General features: G+C 56.9%; 12 protein-coding genes. 9 read left to right on the forward strand and 3 right to left on the reverse strand.

Annotated features, from left to right (window positions below; genetic code table 11):
• The first annotated feature begins 36 nt into the window (after nucleotides 1-36).
• The 4 genes from JQ611_RS06740 to JQ611_RS06755 are packed head-to-tail and all read left to right on the forward strand — an operon-like array spanning nucleotide 37 to nucleotide 5,080.
• Nucleotides 37-909, forward strand: a complete 873-nt coding sequence (locus JQ611_RS06740) for a xanthine dehydrogenase family protein subunit M (RefSeq protein ID WP_212464910.1) — start codon at nucleotides 37-39, stop codon at nucleotides 907-909.
• Nucleotides 909-1,382 (forward strand): (2Fe-2S)-binding protein, encoded by a 474-nt coding sequence (locus tag JQ611_RS06745; protein WP_212464911.1) that lies wholly within the window; start codon nucleotides 909-911, stop codon nucleotides 1,380-1,382. The genes JQ611_RS06740 and JQ611_RS06745 overlap by 1 nt, the downstream gene beginning before the upstream one ends.
• Nucleotides 1,379-3,727, forward strand: coding sequence for a xanthine dehydrogenase family protein molybdopterin-binding subunit (locus JQ611_RS06750; protein ID WP_212464912.1), 2,349 nt, complete (start codon nucleotides 1,379-1,381; stop codon nucleotides 3,725-3,727). Before JQ611_RS06745 ends, JQ611_RS06750 begins: the two co-directional genes overlap by 4 nt.
• A gap of 9 nt (nucleotides 3,728-3,736) precedes the next feature.
• Nucleotides 3,737-5,080 carry a cytosine deaminase gene (locus tag JQ611_RS06755; RefSeq protein ID WP_212464913.1) on the forward strand — a complete coding sequence of 448 codons (1,344 nt, stop codon included), beginning with the start codon at nucleotides 3,737-3,739 and terminating at the stop codon, nucleotides 5,078-5,080.
• 115 nt (nucleotides 5,081-5,195) lie between these two features.
• Here JQ611_RS06755 and JQ611_RS06760 read toward each other — a convergent pair whose 3' ends face one another.
• Both JQ611_RS06760 and JQ611_RS06765 read right to left on the reverse strand, forming a co-directional pair.
• Nucleotides 5,196-6,698: an amidohydrolase family protein gene (locus JQ611_RS06760; RefSeq protein WP_212464914.1), complete on the reverse strand. Its 1,503-nt coding sequence runs from the start codon at nucleotides 6,696-6,698 to the stop codon at nucleotides 5,196-5,198.
• A 51-nt stretch (nucleotides 6,699-6,749) separates the two neighbouring features.
• A complete protein-coding gene (locus JQ611_RS06765; RefSeq protein ID WP_212464915.1) occupies nucleotides 6,750-7,439 on the reverse strand; it encodes a GntR family transcriptional regulator in 690 nt (229 codons plus the stop codon).
• Between the two features lie 290 nt (nucleotides 7,440-7,729).
• Between JQ611_RS06765 and JQ611_RS06770 the strand changes: the two genes are divergently transcribed.
• The 5 genes from JQ611_RS06770 (at nucleotide 7,730) to JQ611_RS06790 (ending at nucleotide 11,500) form a co-directional block, all read left to right on the forward strand.
• Nucleotides 7,730-9,010: an MFS transporter gene (locus JQ611_RS06770; RefSeq protein ID WP_249132982.1), complete on the forward strand. Its 1,281-nt coding sequence runs from the start codon at nucleotides 7,730-7,732 to the stop codon at nucleotides 9,008-9,010.
• Nucleotides 9,011-9,160: 150 nt separating this feature from the next.
• Nucleotides 9,161-9,610, forward strand: coding sequence for a carbon monoxide dehydrogenase subunit G (locus JQ611_RS06775; RefSeq protein WP_212464917.1), 450 nt, complete (start codon nucleotides 9,161-9,163; stop codon nucleotides 9,608-9,610).
• Nucleotides 9,607-10,014, forward strand: coding sequence for a hypothetical protein (locus tag JQ611_RS06780; protein WP_212464918.1), 408 nt, complete (start codon nucleotides 9,607-9,609; stop codon nucleotides 10,012-10,014). The genes JQ611_RS06775 and JQ611_RS06780 overlap by 4 nt, the downstream gene beginning before the upstream one ends.
• Nucleotides 10,015-10,176: 162 nt before the next feature.
• Entirely contained in the window at nucleotides 10,177-10,482 is a 306-nt protein-coding gene (locus tag JQ611_RS06785) for a hypothetical protein (protein ID WP_212464919.1), read from the forward strand.
• Nucleotides 10,483-10,588: 106 nt separating this feature from the next.
• Nucleotides 10,589-11,500: a helix-turn-helix domain-containing protein gene (locus JQ611_RS06790; RefSeq protein ID WP_212464920.1), complete on the forward strand. Its 912-nt coding sequence runs from the start codon at nucleotides 10,589-10,591 to the stop codon at nucleotides 11,498-11,500.
• 24 nt (nucleotides 11,501-11,524) lie between these two features.
• Here the strand turns inward: JQ611_RS06790 and JQ611_RS06795 are convergent, their stop codons facing one another.
• Nucleotides 11,525-13,060: an aspartate ammonia-lyase gene (locus tag JQ611_RS06795; protein ID WP_212464921.1), complete on the reverse strand. Its 1,536-nt coding sequence runs from the start codon at nucleotides 13,058-13,060 to the stop codon at nucleotides 11,525-11,527.
• Between the last annotated feature and the right edge of the window lie 9 nt (nucleotides 13,061-13,069).

Below are 13,069 nucleotides of genomic sequence, written 5' to 3' on the forward strand. Positions count from 1 at the left end.
GGGTATCACACGTGAAAACCGTACCGGAGAAAGTAGTTGAAGCCCAGGTCGTTCGAGTACCGCCGTGTGGCCAATCTAGAAGAAGCCTACGAGCTTCTGTCAAAGTACGCTGACGATGCCAAGATCATCGCCGGCGGTCAAAGCCTAGTGCCGATGATGAATTTGAGGCTGGCATCGCCGTCGGTCCTGGTCGATATCGGAGGAATTGACGAACTCAAGCGAACGAGCTGCGATGGTGAAGTGCTCCGTATAGGAAGCTTGACGCGCCACAGGCAGGTCGAGACGGATGAACTCATTGCTCGGAATGCTCCACTGCTTGTCCTGGCCGTTCAGCATGTTGCGCATCTGGCCGTTCGAAACCGCGGAACGTTTGGTGGTAGCATTTGTCACGCGGATCCGGCAGCGGAATTTCCGGCATGCTCTCTTCTGCTCCAAGCCGAGATGGAGTTGGGATCGGTGCGCGGAATTCGCAGCGTACCAGCTAACGAATTCTTCCATGGTCCGTTTATGACCTCGGTCGAAGCCGACGAGGTTCTGCTCGCGGTCAAAATTCGGTCAGCTGCGTCGGACGAGCACTTCGCGTTTCACGAGCTTTCTCGTCGCCAGGGCGACTTTGCGATGTCCGGGGTGGCGGCAAGAGCGAAGTTCGCGCCGCAGCGGATCGAGACGCGCTGGGTCGGCTTCGGGGTGAGCGGTCATCCTATACTGCTGCCGGCTGTGACGGAGCTCTTCACTGAACGAGCTTTTGATGCTGTGAGCGAGTCTGAGGTGAGGGCGGCGGTGGATGATGATCTTCCGGCGGAAGATGATGACGTTGAAAAAGTGATGCTTCAAAGGACCCTGACTTCCGAGCTCGTTCAAAGATGCGCGTCGGATCTTATCGGTTCACGGGAGCGGAGGTCGGGCTAATGGACGATTTCGTTCGCGTTTCTGTTACGGTGAATGGACGCAAGTTTACGCGAGCTGTGTCCCCACGCTTGAGTGCCGCTGATTTTGTCCGGCATGAACTTGGGCTGACTGGGACGCACGTCGGTTGCGAGCATGGTGTTTGTGGCGCTTGTACGATCGTGGTCGACGGTAGCGTTACTCGCGGTTGCCTAATATTCGCGGTGCAGCTTGATGGCAGCGAAGTGGAGACCATCGAGGGAGCGTCCGAAAGCGGCCGCGTCGCCGAACTTCAAGCCGCATTTGTCGAGCGAAATGCGCTCCAGTGCGGGTTTTGTACCCCGGGGATGATCTTGACCGCAGCGGAGTTCGTCGGGAGGCATCACGAGTCAAACCGGGCGGAGATTCGTGAAGCACTTTCGGGCAATATCTGTCGTTGTACGGGCTATGAAGCGATCGTCGACGCAGTCGAGAACGTTTTAAAGGCGAAACGATGATGAAGAGCCAGCGGGCAATCGGTAGCTCACGGCCGCGCGCCGAAGCCAAGGTGCTTGTCCGAGGACAGGGGCAATATCTCGACGATGTCGACATGCCTGGCTTGTTGCACATCGCGTTTCTTCGGTCGCCGTATCCTCATGCGGGTATCGGAGTGATCAACGTCGCCGCAGCGCAGGCCCTCGACGGGGTTGTGAAGGTGGTCACGTGGAACGATTTATCGCCGATTTGTAAAGGTTGGGAAACGTCGCAGACATATGCTGGCTTGTTGATTCGATTGCAGACAGCTTTGGCCGATTCGAAAGTTGTATTTGTTGGTCAACCTGTCGTGGCAGTGGTCGCAGAAACGCGTGCAATTGCCGAGGACGCGATTGAACTGATCGAAGTTGAGTGGAATCCTGAGCCGGCGGCTTGTGAGCTTGATCAGGCGCTAACCGAAGGTAGTGCAACTGCACACACAGATCTGAAGAGCAATCTGGCTTACCATGCCAAGATCGGCGATCCGATCTCGCCCCATCCCTTTGAGACTGCGGAGCACGTCCTAGAGGAGAGTTTTTCCTTCAATCGTCTCACCGGTTGTTCCATGGAAACACGCGGGGTCGTCGCGAGCTATCTGGAAAGCGACGAGAGTCTTACGGTCTACCAGAGCCACACGGCGCCCCATCAGCTTCGATCGCTATATTCGATGCACCTCGGCCTTGATGAGGGGCGGATCAGGGTGATCTGCCCACACGTCGGTGGCTCGTTTGGTGTGAAAATACATCTTTATGCGGATGAGATTGCCACTGTTGCGACCTCTCGACTGATCGGAAAGCCGATCAAGTTCATCGCCGATCGGATGGAATCGTTCGTTTCCGACATTCATGCTCGAGAGCAGAAACTGTATGCCCGCCTGGCGCTAGATGGAGAGGGCCATTTCCTGGCGTGGGAAGCCCACTGCCGGCTCGCCATCGGTCCATTCTCGACTCATCCGGGCTCTAGTGTTCAGGAAGGCGACGAGGCGCTGCGCGTTGCAATGGCGCCTTATGTGGTGCCGTATGTCAGCGGCGAACTGGATGTTGTCTTTCAGAATAAGACAATGGTTGGCCAGTATCGAGGCGTCGGCCATCCGATGGCGGTCGCCATAACGGAATTCATGATTGACCAGGCGGCGGCGCGTCTTGGCGTGGAACCGGCAGAGCTACGACTCAAAAACTTTATTCCGGATGATTCCTACCCGTCTAAGACGCGCACGGGGGTCGATCTGGACGCCCTTTCGCACGAAAAGTGCATGAATAGGCTGCTGGAACTCGTCGAGCTGCCTACATTGCGCGCTGAAAACGCTCGTTTGCGGAATGAAGGCATTTACCGCGGATTTGGATTTGCAACTTTCGTCGAGCGGACAGCGACGAATGCGCCTATGAGCGCACATATTCGGAAAGCAACGGCGCAGGATGGTGTCACGCTGACGATTGATCCGTCGGGAGCTGTGCGGTGCAGCATTAGCGTGACAGATCAAGGGCAGGGTACTCACGCGGTACTCTCGCAGATCCTATCGGACGCTTTGGGCGTGCCACCTGAACGCGTGAAGATAGTATCCGGCGACAGCCAAGCGACGCCATATGGCTCGGGAGTGCGCGCCTCGCGCGGCACGCCGGTTGGTGGAGAGCTTGCCCTTCAAGCTGGTCGCGAACTGCGCGAAGTCGTGCTCAAGGCAGCGGGTCAGTTGCTACAGACACAGCCTGAAGCATTAGATATCCAAGACGGGATCATCGCGGAAGCCTTAACCGGTTCTCCCAGCATTTCGTTGGCCGATCTGGCGGAGATCATCTACTTTAAGCCGCAGCTCCTGCCTAAGGGGCCGCAGATCAGCCTGTCGTTGTCGAAGCATCTCGGACATGATTGGCCAGCCCTTGTGCCCACGAATGGCATACAGGCATCTCTTGTCGAGGTGGATGTCAAGACCGGCTTCGTTCGTCTGCTAAAGCATTGGGCCGTTGACGACTTCGGTACGGTGGTAAATCCGCTCCTGGTCTCCGAGCAAGTACGTGGCGGTATCGCTCAGGGAATTGGTCAAGCCCTGTTCGAAGAGCTGGTCTATAGCGAAGACGGCCAGCTTCTGAATGGGACCTTCGCCGACTACTTCATTCCTCTTGCAGCAGATTTACCGGATGTGATCGTCGAGCATGTGGAAACGCCCTGGCCACATACTGCGCTTGGTGCCAAGGGCGCCGGGGAAGCTGGTGCAACGGGCGCGGTGGGCGCAGTCCTGAACGCGGTGAATGACGCGATCAGGCCTCTGGGCGCGAAGATCACCGAGGTGCCAATGACGCCAGCGAGAATATTGAAAGCGCTGGGACGGTTGTGAGGGTTGTAGATGGACGTCAATAAATCGTGGCCCTCCTGGAGCCGCATTCACATTGCGAACGCAAACATCCCGGCCGACCTACTTGGGGATCGATCGGTCGCCGACGTCGGCGTAGATGGGCTTTGTAAGGTTGATCTGATCGTCGATGACGGGAAGATCGCAGACGTTGTTGCGGCCGGCGCTCCCTCCGCTGGACCGGTCTACGACGTCGACGCTGGAATCGTGCTGCCGCCGTTCGCCGATCTTCACACGCATCTCGATAAGGGACAGATTTGGCCGCGCGCGCGCAATCACGATGGTACGCTCGAGACCGCGCGAGCGCAAACTCGCGCTGATACCATAGCCAACTGGCGATCGGAGGACGTCGAAGCCCGCTTCGAATTTTCTCTCCGTTGCGCGTACGCCAACGGCTCCAACGCGATCAGAACGCACATTGATTGCCTTGTACCCGGTCAGGCAAATATCAGCTTTGGGGTATTTCGACGACTCCGCGAGAAGTGGGCCGGGCGGATTACGCTCCAGGCGGTAGCGCTCGTTAGTACAGACCTCTACGACACGCCGGAGAATGCGGCGGTTGTCGATATAGTTGCCGAGTCGGGCGGCCGTCTCGGCGGCATTACATTTCGACTCAGCGAGCTCGACGACCCGAGAGTGCTCGATGCACGATTGGACAGGCTTTTCGCTCTCGCGAGCGCAAGGGGATTAGATGTCGATCTTCATGTTGATGAAAACGGATCGGCCTCATCGAACACGCTTGCCCAGATCGCGCAAGCTGTTCTGCGGAACAGCTTCCAGGGACAAGTCGTCTGTGGCCACTGCTGCAGTCTTGCCGTCCAGGATGAGGCTGTGGTCTCCAGGACAATTGACGCAGTCAAGGAAGCTGGAATCAAGATTGTCAGCCTTCCGCTCGTGAACCAATATCTGCAAGGAAGAATTTCCAACGAGACGCCGCGCTGGCGTGGCATTCCGTTGTTGCGCGAGCTTCTTGCCGCGGGTGTGCCAGTGTCGTTGGCCAGTGACAATTGTCGCGATGCCTATCACGCGTTCGGAGACATGGATTTGCTCGACGTATTCGGCGGAGCCGTCAGAATCGGGCACCTGGAAGGAAATATGGGTAGTTGGTCGGCTGCGATCACCAAGACGCCTGCGTCGATTATCGATGCGCCTGGGCGGGGAATGATCAAAAGCGGCGTTCCTGCAGATTTCCAGATCTTCTCAGGACGGACGTTCAGTGAGCTTTTGACCCGGCATGCACCGAACCGTGTCGTGGTACGCGGCGGTCGCGCAATAGCCGAAAGGCTGCCCGACTTTCGGGAGTTGGACCACCTAATGAAAGCGGGTGCTGCTCGCTGACTGCCGTCAGCTGATTCAATGGGACGTATCACCTAGATGACGAGCCATCGCACGGGGACGTGAGGTGGTTCGTAATTTTCCGGATCGGTCGAATGGTTGGAGACGACTAATTTCGTTACTGCCGCCTAAGTAAAAAGCGATCGAAGTCGAGTGGAAACCGGTTAGCCCGTTCGTAGGCCTCCAGGATGTCGCTGATGATTGGAGAGTTCTTATGTCTCAAATCGTCGATCGACGTCGCGAGTTGATCCTTCGCGTGCTCCGCTCTGGCTTTCAGATCGTGTGATGCCGGCGATAGTACGTTTCCGTTGTCAACGACGACCTTTCCCTCCACGATGACCTTCGTGATTCCACGCCCCGTCTCGCCATAGACCAGCTGTCGGACGGCGCTGTTCATTGGGCGATAATTTGGCTGGCTGAGATCGATAAGGACGATGTCCGCGCGATAGCCGGGAAGCAGCCGACCGACCTGATCGCCCAGTCCGATTGCCCTGGCGGATCCGGCTGTGGCGGCCGTGAATGCCTCTTTTGCGGCACCGTTTCCGCTAACCCCGGCATACATGCCCCACATGAGAGCGAATGTCTTCATTGCCTCGAAAGGGTTTTGAGCGTCGTTACCGCTACAATTGTCGCATCCCAACCCTATGTTGATCTTCGCGTCCGCGTAGTCGAGAACGGGTGCGAAACCGTTTAGAAGCTTAAGGTTACTAGTCGGATTACAAACGAGATTTGCTCCGTGATCGCCGAGACGGGTGATTTCTGAGCGCGATATCCAGACTCCGTGCGCGATCGAGAGACGGGGACCCAGCAACCCGACTTCAGCAAGGTGTTGAATCAACGATTTTTCAGGGAATTTCAGGCGAGCCAGAACGGCCTGGGCTCGCGATTCATAGGTGTGTGTGAAGACCTGCAGGCCACGCTCCCGGGACAGCCTGGCGAAACCTTTCAACAATTCCTTGGAGCAACGTTGAGGGGCCGATGGTCCGAGGCCCCAGGTCACCAGCTCGGACTTAATCTCAAGTGTCCGCTCAACGAACCGGATCTGCTCGTCTGGATCGGAGGCTGCGGGGAGACAGCGGAGCGTGCGTTCGGGAAGCGAGTCCCAGTAGGCAACGCAATCGCATGCTGCGCGATCGGAGAGCTGCAGCGCGAGAACAGCCCTTATACCGATTTGCTCGTAAGATTGAACGATCTCTTCCACATGATCTTGATCGCTTCCGACGATTGAAACCATATCCTGGATCGTGGTGATGCCGTTAAGAAGGCATTCAGAAGCACCCAGAGCAGTCCTGGTTTGGATCAATTCCGACGAAAGGCGAGGATAGTGAGCCGGACTTGTGTAGAGCATCCAGGCGTCTAACGGCAGCTGTTCGAACATCCCCCGGAGCAAAGTATCATGCGAGTGGTAATGGGCATTGACGAGACCCGGAATGACCAAGTGACCTTCCGCGTCGATCACGTCCACATCGCTGCGGCCACCTTCTGCACTAGCGGAACCACCGATCGCCTCGATCCGTCCGTTGCGAACCAATAGATCCTGCTTTGGAGGATTATCCATGTTGCTGGCAATATCGAGAATTCGACCGCTCTTAATGAGGAGCGGCCTTGTCAAATCAGACATGAGATCAGTTTTTCCTTGATCGAAGGCTAGGACAAATCCCGCTGGATTATCTTAGGCATCCATAAGCTTAGTAACCTTGCCGACATTGGCCATTCCGTGTTCTCTGACCTCTTGCTCAACGTCGCTGGCTCGGCCCTGAGCCAGCACATCGATGATCTTTTGATGCTCGTGGCCGGGGATTTCGAGTTCCTGGTGATGCGCGTGATGCTTTCGAAAATAGGGGCGGAGCATCAATCGGATCTTTTTGGTTTGCCGAGTGAGGAGAGGCCGGCCGCTGAGAGACGTGATGTAGTTGTGAAACGCGTCGTGGTGCACGATCCACTGGCCTAGATCCTCCGCAGATTGATCCATCCTCGTTTTGAGGTGTTTCACCTCGTCAATTTCGCGCTGTGTTAGATTGGCGAGCGCATACCGGGCGCCAAGACCTTCGAGAACCGCTCTCATTTCAATGAGCTGAATGACCTCTTCCTTTGTGTATTCAGCGACGACAGCGCCTCGATTGGCGTAGATCGTAATGGCCCCGTCGCCTTCGAGGCGTCGTAGAGCGTCACGGACCGGCGTGCGGCTGATGCCAAGACGCTCACCTACCGCTTCCGTCGGGATACGCATTCCGGGGGACAACTCGCCGGACAGGATGCTTTCCAAAATCAAGTTGTAAGCCTGCTCTAAAGGCGACAGCGAGCGGGTCTCGCTTGCCCAATTGGCGGAAACATCGACGGATATGGTCTTCGGCGGGATCATCGCGTGCGTCCCCACTAGGCAGAAAATGCGATCGGCCGGCGATATTTAGCATGAGTCGCAACAGCAATGGCGTCGGCCTTCACAGCAAAAGCTCTGTCAAAACAAGCGGATAATTCCAGTGAAACTGGACGAATCCTATGCGCGCGTCCCTGAAGAGGGCGGGTCTTCGGATTGTGTTGCGATGCAGCACATTTCATGCTTGTTTCTTCTCGCTGTATAATCGTATACAAAGATACTATCATCCAATATTAACGACCGCAATGGGTACGGTTTGGAACGGGGGACTGGAAATGGCGCAGATCGGTGAAACGAGCCGGTTAGCAACGGCGGAGCAGTCGAACTCGCTCTTTGAATTCTATCGTTCGATGAATTTGCAAGGGCGGCGCACCTTCTGGGCCTGCACGGCAGGCTGGACGCTGGACGGTATGGATTTCATGCTGTTCCCGCTCGCTATTGGCACACTCGTTGCCGCTCTCGGCACCGACGCAAAAACCCTCGGGGGTATCGTATCCCTGACTGTACTTTGCAGTGCGGCAGGCGGCTGGTTGGCCGGCTTCCTCGCTGACCGCATCGGTCGCGTGAAGACCATGCAGATCACTATTCTGCTATTTTCGCTCGGCAGTCTGGCGTCTGCCTTCGCGCAAAACGTGGATCAATTGAGCTTGGCAAGGGCCCTTCTTGGCGTCGGCTTCGGTGGCGAGGCGGCAGTCGCGGCGGTCACGCTTTCAGAGGTCGTGGCCGGTAAGTATCGTGGCCGCGCAATGGGCTTCTATCAATCCAGTTACGCCGTGGGTTGGGGACTTGCCATTCTCATCCAGGCCATTGCGTATTCCACCTTTGCCGACGACCTTGCTTGGCGGATCATGTTCGGCGTCGGTGCGGCTCCAGCTTTGTTGATCTTCTTTATTCGGAGGAATGTTACCGAACCGCAAGTCGCCATTGCGGCGCGAAGCGAAGAGCCGTCGGTCTCGCTCTTCCGAATCTTCGATCGATCCAATCTTCGTGCCACGCTCACCGGCTCGCTGCTGACGATCGGAGCGCAGGGCGGCTTCTACGCTCTGATGACCTGGGTACCTCAGTTCCTGCGAACCGAGAGAAAGATCTCCGTCCTGGCGTCAACGCCCTATCTCATGACCCTCATCGGCGGTTGCTTCGCGGGCTACGTTACCGGTGGCTGGCTATCGGACAAATTTGGACGCAGGCCCGTCTTCATCCTGTTTTCGTGCGCGGCGGCAGGATGTGTTTACGTGTACACCCACGTGTCGCTCAGCGACGCGGAAATGCTGATGCTCGGCTTTCCGCTCGGCTTCTTCGCTGTCGGATACTATTCGGCACTGATGGCCTGCCTGAACGAGATGTTCCCGACCCGCGTTCGAGGTGCCGGCGTTGGCTTTACCTACAATGCAGGCCGCGCGGTGGGTGGCTTATTTCCGTTCCTCGTCGGCGCTCTGGCGGCCACGACCACGCTCTCAAGCGCCATCAGCATCTTTGCGCTGCTGTCCTACGGTCTCGTCTTCGTTGTCGCGCTGCTGTTTCTGCGAGAGACGAAGGGCACCGATCTCTCGATCTGATTGTCGAGACCACCAAATGGCTCCGCGGTAGATTCCGCGGGGCCATTCTTCTTTTCTGGGGCTGAAATGGCTGAAGGTCTCAACGAGCTCAAATGCAACATCGGTACCTCAACGACGCGGTAGGTCAATCAATTCAACAGGAGTGAAAGCATGGCGTTCAATATGGAAGGTGAGATCGAGTTGGCGGCGAGCCGAGAGATCGTCTGGAAAATGTTAAACGACCCTCAAGTGCTGAAGGAATGCATTCCCGGCTGCGAAGAGCTGCAGGAGGTCGAAGGAGGCTTCAAGGCCATTGCTAAAATGAAGGTCGGACCCGTATCGGCGCGTTTCGTCGGCCAAGTGAAACTCAGTGATCTCGATCCGCCTAATGGCTACCGTATCTCCGGTGAAGGTGAAGGCGGCATCGCTGGGTTCGCTAAAGGGGGGGCGACGGTCCAGCTGCGCGACTCCGAGGCAGGGACATTGTTGAACTACAGAGTTGATGCGCAGATCGGAGGTAAGCTCGCCCAGCTGGGGCAGCGGCTCATCGGCGGCACCGCCAAGAAGATGGCCGATCAGTTCTTCACCTCGTTTGGAAAATTGGTCCAAGAGGTTAAATGATACCTCAAAATAAAATTTGCGACTTGTCTCAGAAATTATTTGCGAGCGAAACGGGCCGTGATAAAACTGGCCGTTTCTTCTCGTTCCTAGAGAGGGGACCAATGGGTGAATTGCACGACTGGTTGCGGGAGCAGCCGCCCGGCCTGAAAACCTACCGGGTGTTTCGCGAGATGCTAGCCCAGGCAGCCGCAGCGGATCCGGGTCATCGGGCCGTCTACAGATTGCTTGCAGATCTCACATCAGGTTTCGAAGACTTCGATGAAGAGCCCGTGCCACCCGACTTGGCTGATCGAGCTTTTGCGCGCTTGCTTCAAATCGTTGATGAGGCCGAACGCTCGCTCGGTTCTTCGATCGAACATCAAATTGCGACGCTGAACGAGATTGCAGCCGTCAAGCTATACTGACGCAGTTGCGCGGTCGCGCTTGCAATCGAAAGATTTCGTTAACTCCTGCTTCGCTTGATCGAATGCGATTTAGTTCGGACATCACACACGAAAATTCTGTACATTTTAGCGTCATATGATATCATTATTGGTTTCTTCTTCAGCAAGGAGGGGGACCTCTCAATGACCGAACTCTATAGCTGGCTCGCGGTCCAGCACCCGGGCCTCAGAACATACAAAGCCTTCAGGGCGAAGGCGCAAGAACTTGCTCGCGCCGACCGCGAGCACAGAGCCTTCTACAAGCTTCTGTCAAATATGGTCGAGCCATTTATCGATACGTACAATGGCGAAGTCCTTCCGACCAAGCTTGCGGAGGAAACGTTTCGCCGTCTGCTCAACGTTGTGCAGAACGCTGAAAACGCGATAACGCTTTCGCCCGAGGTCGAGATGGGCGCCATGAACGAAATCGCGTCCGTCAAATTGATCTAGTCATCCACCGAAAGCTAGGCTTCGCTGTTAGCATAGGCAGCGGAAGGGTTTCCCCGCAGGTAAAAATCATGTAGCGTCGTCTCAATTATGAGACGGAGCGGCTTTAATGGATCCTCGTTTTGCTGAGATCGGCGGCCGGCTGCGGGCATACCGCATCGGGAAGGGGCTTAATGCCGAGCAAGTAGCCGAAATGCTCGGTGTATCTCGCGCCGCAGTCTATCGCATCGAGACTGGCGAGGTCGTCAAGATTGAGACCCTGGACCGGCTGGCTACCGTCCTCGAGACCAGTGTCGCCTCACTCCTGGGGGTCGGCGTCGAATACTACGGCAATGCCGTGGGCTATTTCGAGCGGATGCGCCAAATCGAGGAAAAATCGGAGCAGGTCGTCGCCCACTTCCCTCCCTTGTCATACCTCCTGACATCGGACGGATACGCCCAACATCTCAAGCAGACCTTGATTGAGGCCGCGCCACCGTCCGTCGAAAATCCCAAAGAATATGCTGCAGAAATCGACAAGATCATCGGCATCCTGGACGAGCGCAAATTCGGACGACGACGTCGTCACTTGAGCGTGGTGAACTTTGTCAACCTGCCTGAAATCGAGCGTTGGCTAAAGCTCGGCATCGTCGGGCGGTTCAACCTTCCCACCGATGAGGTGGCCAAGCGACGCGCCTCGGCACGGGCTGAAGTCGAGCACCTGATCTCTCTTATCGAGAGCGAGCCCATGGGAGTCCAAATCGGACTGATCGCGGATACGTTGCCCAACGTGACGTTCCAGCTCTTCCGCACTTCGGAGCGTACCCTGCTGGGCCTCAGTCCATTTCGCCTCGGGGGAGAATTGCCAAATATCAGGACTGGCGTCGCCATGCTGACGAGCGACGAGGAGCCTGTGCGGCTGTACGAACAGTTGGTCGCGAAGCTTTGGCGTAGCGCCCATAAAGGGCGCGACGCGGTTTCGCAGCTCCGGGCCGTTCTCCAGCGCTCAGGCATCGGACGCGGGCTCCGGAAGGCGTCCTGACGGGCGGGACGCGGCCCGCCGTCGTCAGGCCCTCTTGGCGAGCCTCGACGGAGCCGTCATGGTCTCGATCCGCATCAGGCCCTCAAGCTCTTCCGCGGTCATCAGCTCTTCCTCGAGCACGATGTCCGCGACCTTTCGCTTTTCGGCCAGTGCGCGCTTTGCCACGCGCGAGGAAACCTCATAGCCAAGCGACGGACCAAGTGCAGTGACCAGGCCGATCGATTGTTCGACTAGAGCCTGGCAATGCTCGCGGTCGGCCTCAATGCCGGTCACACATTTCGTCGTCAGCGTCGTGATTGCCGCAGTCAGATGGCGCAAGCAGGACAGCAGGCAGTATCCGATCGTCGGCTCGAAAGCGTTGAGCTGGAGCTGACCGCCTTCCGCACACATGGTCACCGTAATATCGTGGCCGATAACTAGAAAGGCGACCTGATTCACGACTTCGGGGATTACGGGATTGATCTTCCCGGGCATGATGGAAGAACCGGCCTGTACTGCAGGGAGGCGGATTTCGGCAAAGCCGGCCCGCGGACCGCTCGACAGGAGTCGAAGGTCGTTACAGATCTTCGACAGCTTGACCGCAATCCTCTTCAGCAGGCCCGAGAACAGAACAAACGCCCCCATGTCGGAGGTTGCCTCAATCAGGTTCGAGGCGAGGACCATGGGCCGCTGAGATACCCGCGCGAGTTCCTCGATTGCCAAAGCGGCATATCTTGGGTCGGAATTGATGCCTGTGCCAATCGCCGTTGCACCAAGATTTACCTCGTGAAATAGCCGCACGATTTCCTTCAGTCTTCCGACGTCTTCCTTGATGGTGACATAATAGGCATCGAACTCCTGGCCCAACGTCATGGGAACGGCGTCCTGGAGCTGCGTTCGACCAATCTTGAGAACGTCCGAGAACTCAACGGCCTTCGCCTTGAAGCCAAAAGCGAGTTCCTCGAGTGCGTACATCAATGCGTCGGATGCCAGGATGATCGAAAGCCTGAGCGCAGTTGGATAAGCATCGTTGGTAGACTGCGACATGTTCACGTCGTCGTTCGGGTGGAGCATCCCGTACGCGCCCTTGGGCTTTCCGAGCAATTCCAGGGCGACGTTGGCTACCACTTCGTTTGTGTTCATGTTCGTCGAAGTCCCTGCGCCACCCTGCACTGCGTCGACGATGAACTGTGCCTGATACTTATCCTCCTTTGCTATGCGTTGACACGCCTGTTCGATGGCCCGCGCCTTTTCCTTCGATAAGTGACCAAGCCGAAAGTTGGCTCGTGCCGCTGCCTGCTTGACGTAAACGAGAGCGCGGACGAAGTCTGGGAAATGGCCGACGATCACACCGGTGATGGGGAAATTCTCGACCGCCCGCAACGTGTGTACACCCCAATAGGCTTCTGCGGGGATGTCTCTCTCGCCGATCAGATCGTGCTCTCTGCGTGTCGACGCGCCTGTAAGTTCAATGGTCTCTGTCGTCGCGACCTTGATCGTGTCCGCCTTGGCTTTGACTGGTCTGTCCTTGCTCCGACGCTTAGGAGCGCGCGCCACCGGGTGAAATCGACCGTTTTTCATGAATCGTCT

The organism is Bradyrhizobium sp. AUGA SZCCT0182, assembly GCF_018130185.1.
Taxonomy (GTDB): domain Bacteria; phylum Pseudomonadota; class Alphaproteobacteria; order Rhizobiales; family Xanthobacteraceae; genus Bradyrhizobium.

Bases quoted from the DNA above. Each gene is read 5' to 3' on its own strand.
- JQ611_RS06785 (WP_212464919.1), top strand. From the start codon at position 10,177: ATGACCGAACTCTATAGCTGGCTCGCGGTCCAGCACCCGGGCCTCAGA.
- JQ611_RS06765 (WP_212464915.1), bottom strand. From the start codon at position 7,439: ATGATCCCGCCGAAGACCATATCCGTCGATGTTTCCGCCAATTGGGCA.
- JQ611_RS06760 (WP_212464914.1), bottom strand. From the start codon at position 6,698: ATGTCTGATTTGACAAGGCCGCTCCTCATTAAGAGCGGTCGAATTCTC.
- JQ611_RS06745 (WP_212464911.1), top strand. From the start codon at position 909: ATGGACGATTTCGTTCGCGTTTCTGTTACGGTGAATGGACGCAAGTTT.
- JQ611_RS06775 (WP_212464917.1), top strand. From the start codon at position 9,161: ATGGCGTTCAATATGGAAGGTGAGATCGAGTTGGCGGCGAGCCGAGAG.
- JQ611_RS06770 (WP_249132982.1), top strand. From the start codon at position 7,730: ATGGCGCAGATCGGTGAAACGAGCCGGTTAGCAACGGCGGAGCAGTCG.
- JQ611_RS06795 (WP_212464921.1), bottom strand. From the start codon at position 13,060: ATGAAAAACGGTCGATTTCACCCGGTGGCGCGCGCTCCTAAGCGTCGG.
- JQ611_RS06750 (WP_212464912.1), top strand. From the start codon at position 1,379: ATGATGAAGAGCCAGCGGGCAATCGGTAGCTCACGGCCGCGCGCCGAA.
- JQ611_RS06755 (WP_212464913.1), top strand. From the start codon at position 3,737: ATGGACGTCAATAAATCGTGGCCCTCCTGGAGCCGCATTCACATTGCG.
- JQ611_RS06780 (WP_212464918.1), top strand. From the start codon at position 9,607: ATGATACCTCAAAATAAAATTTGCGACTTGTCTCAGAAATTATTTGCG.
- JQ611_RS06790 (WP_212464920.1), top strand. From the start codon at position 10,589: ATGGATCCTCGTTTTGCTGAGATCGGCGGCCGGCTGCGGGCATACCGC.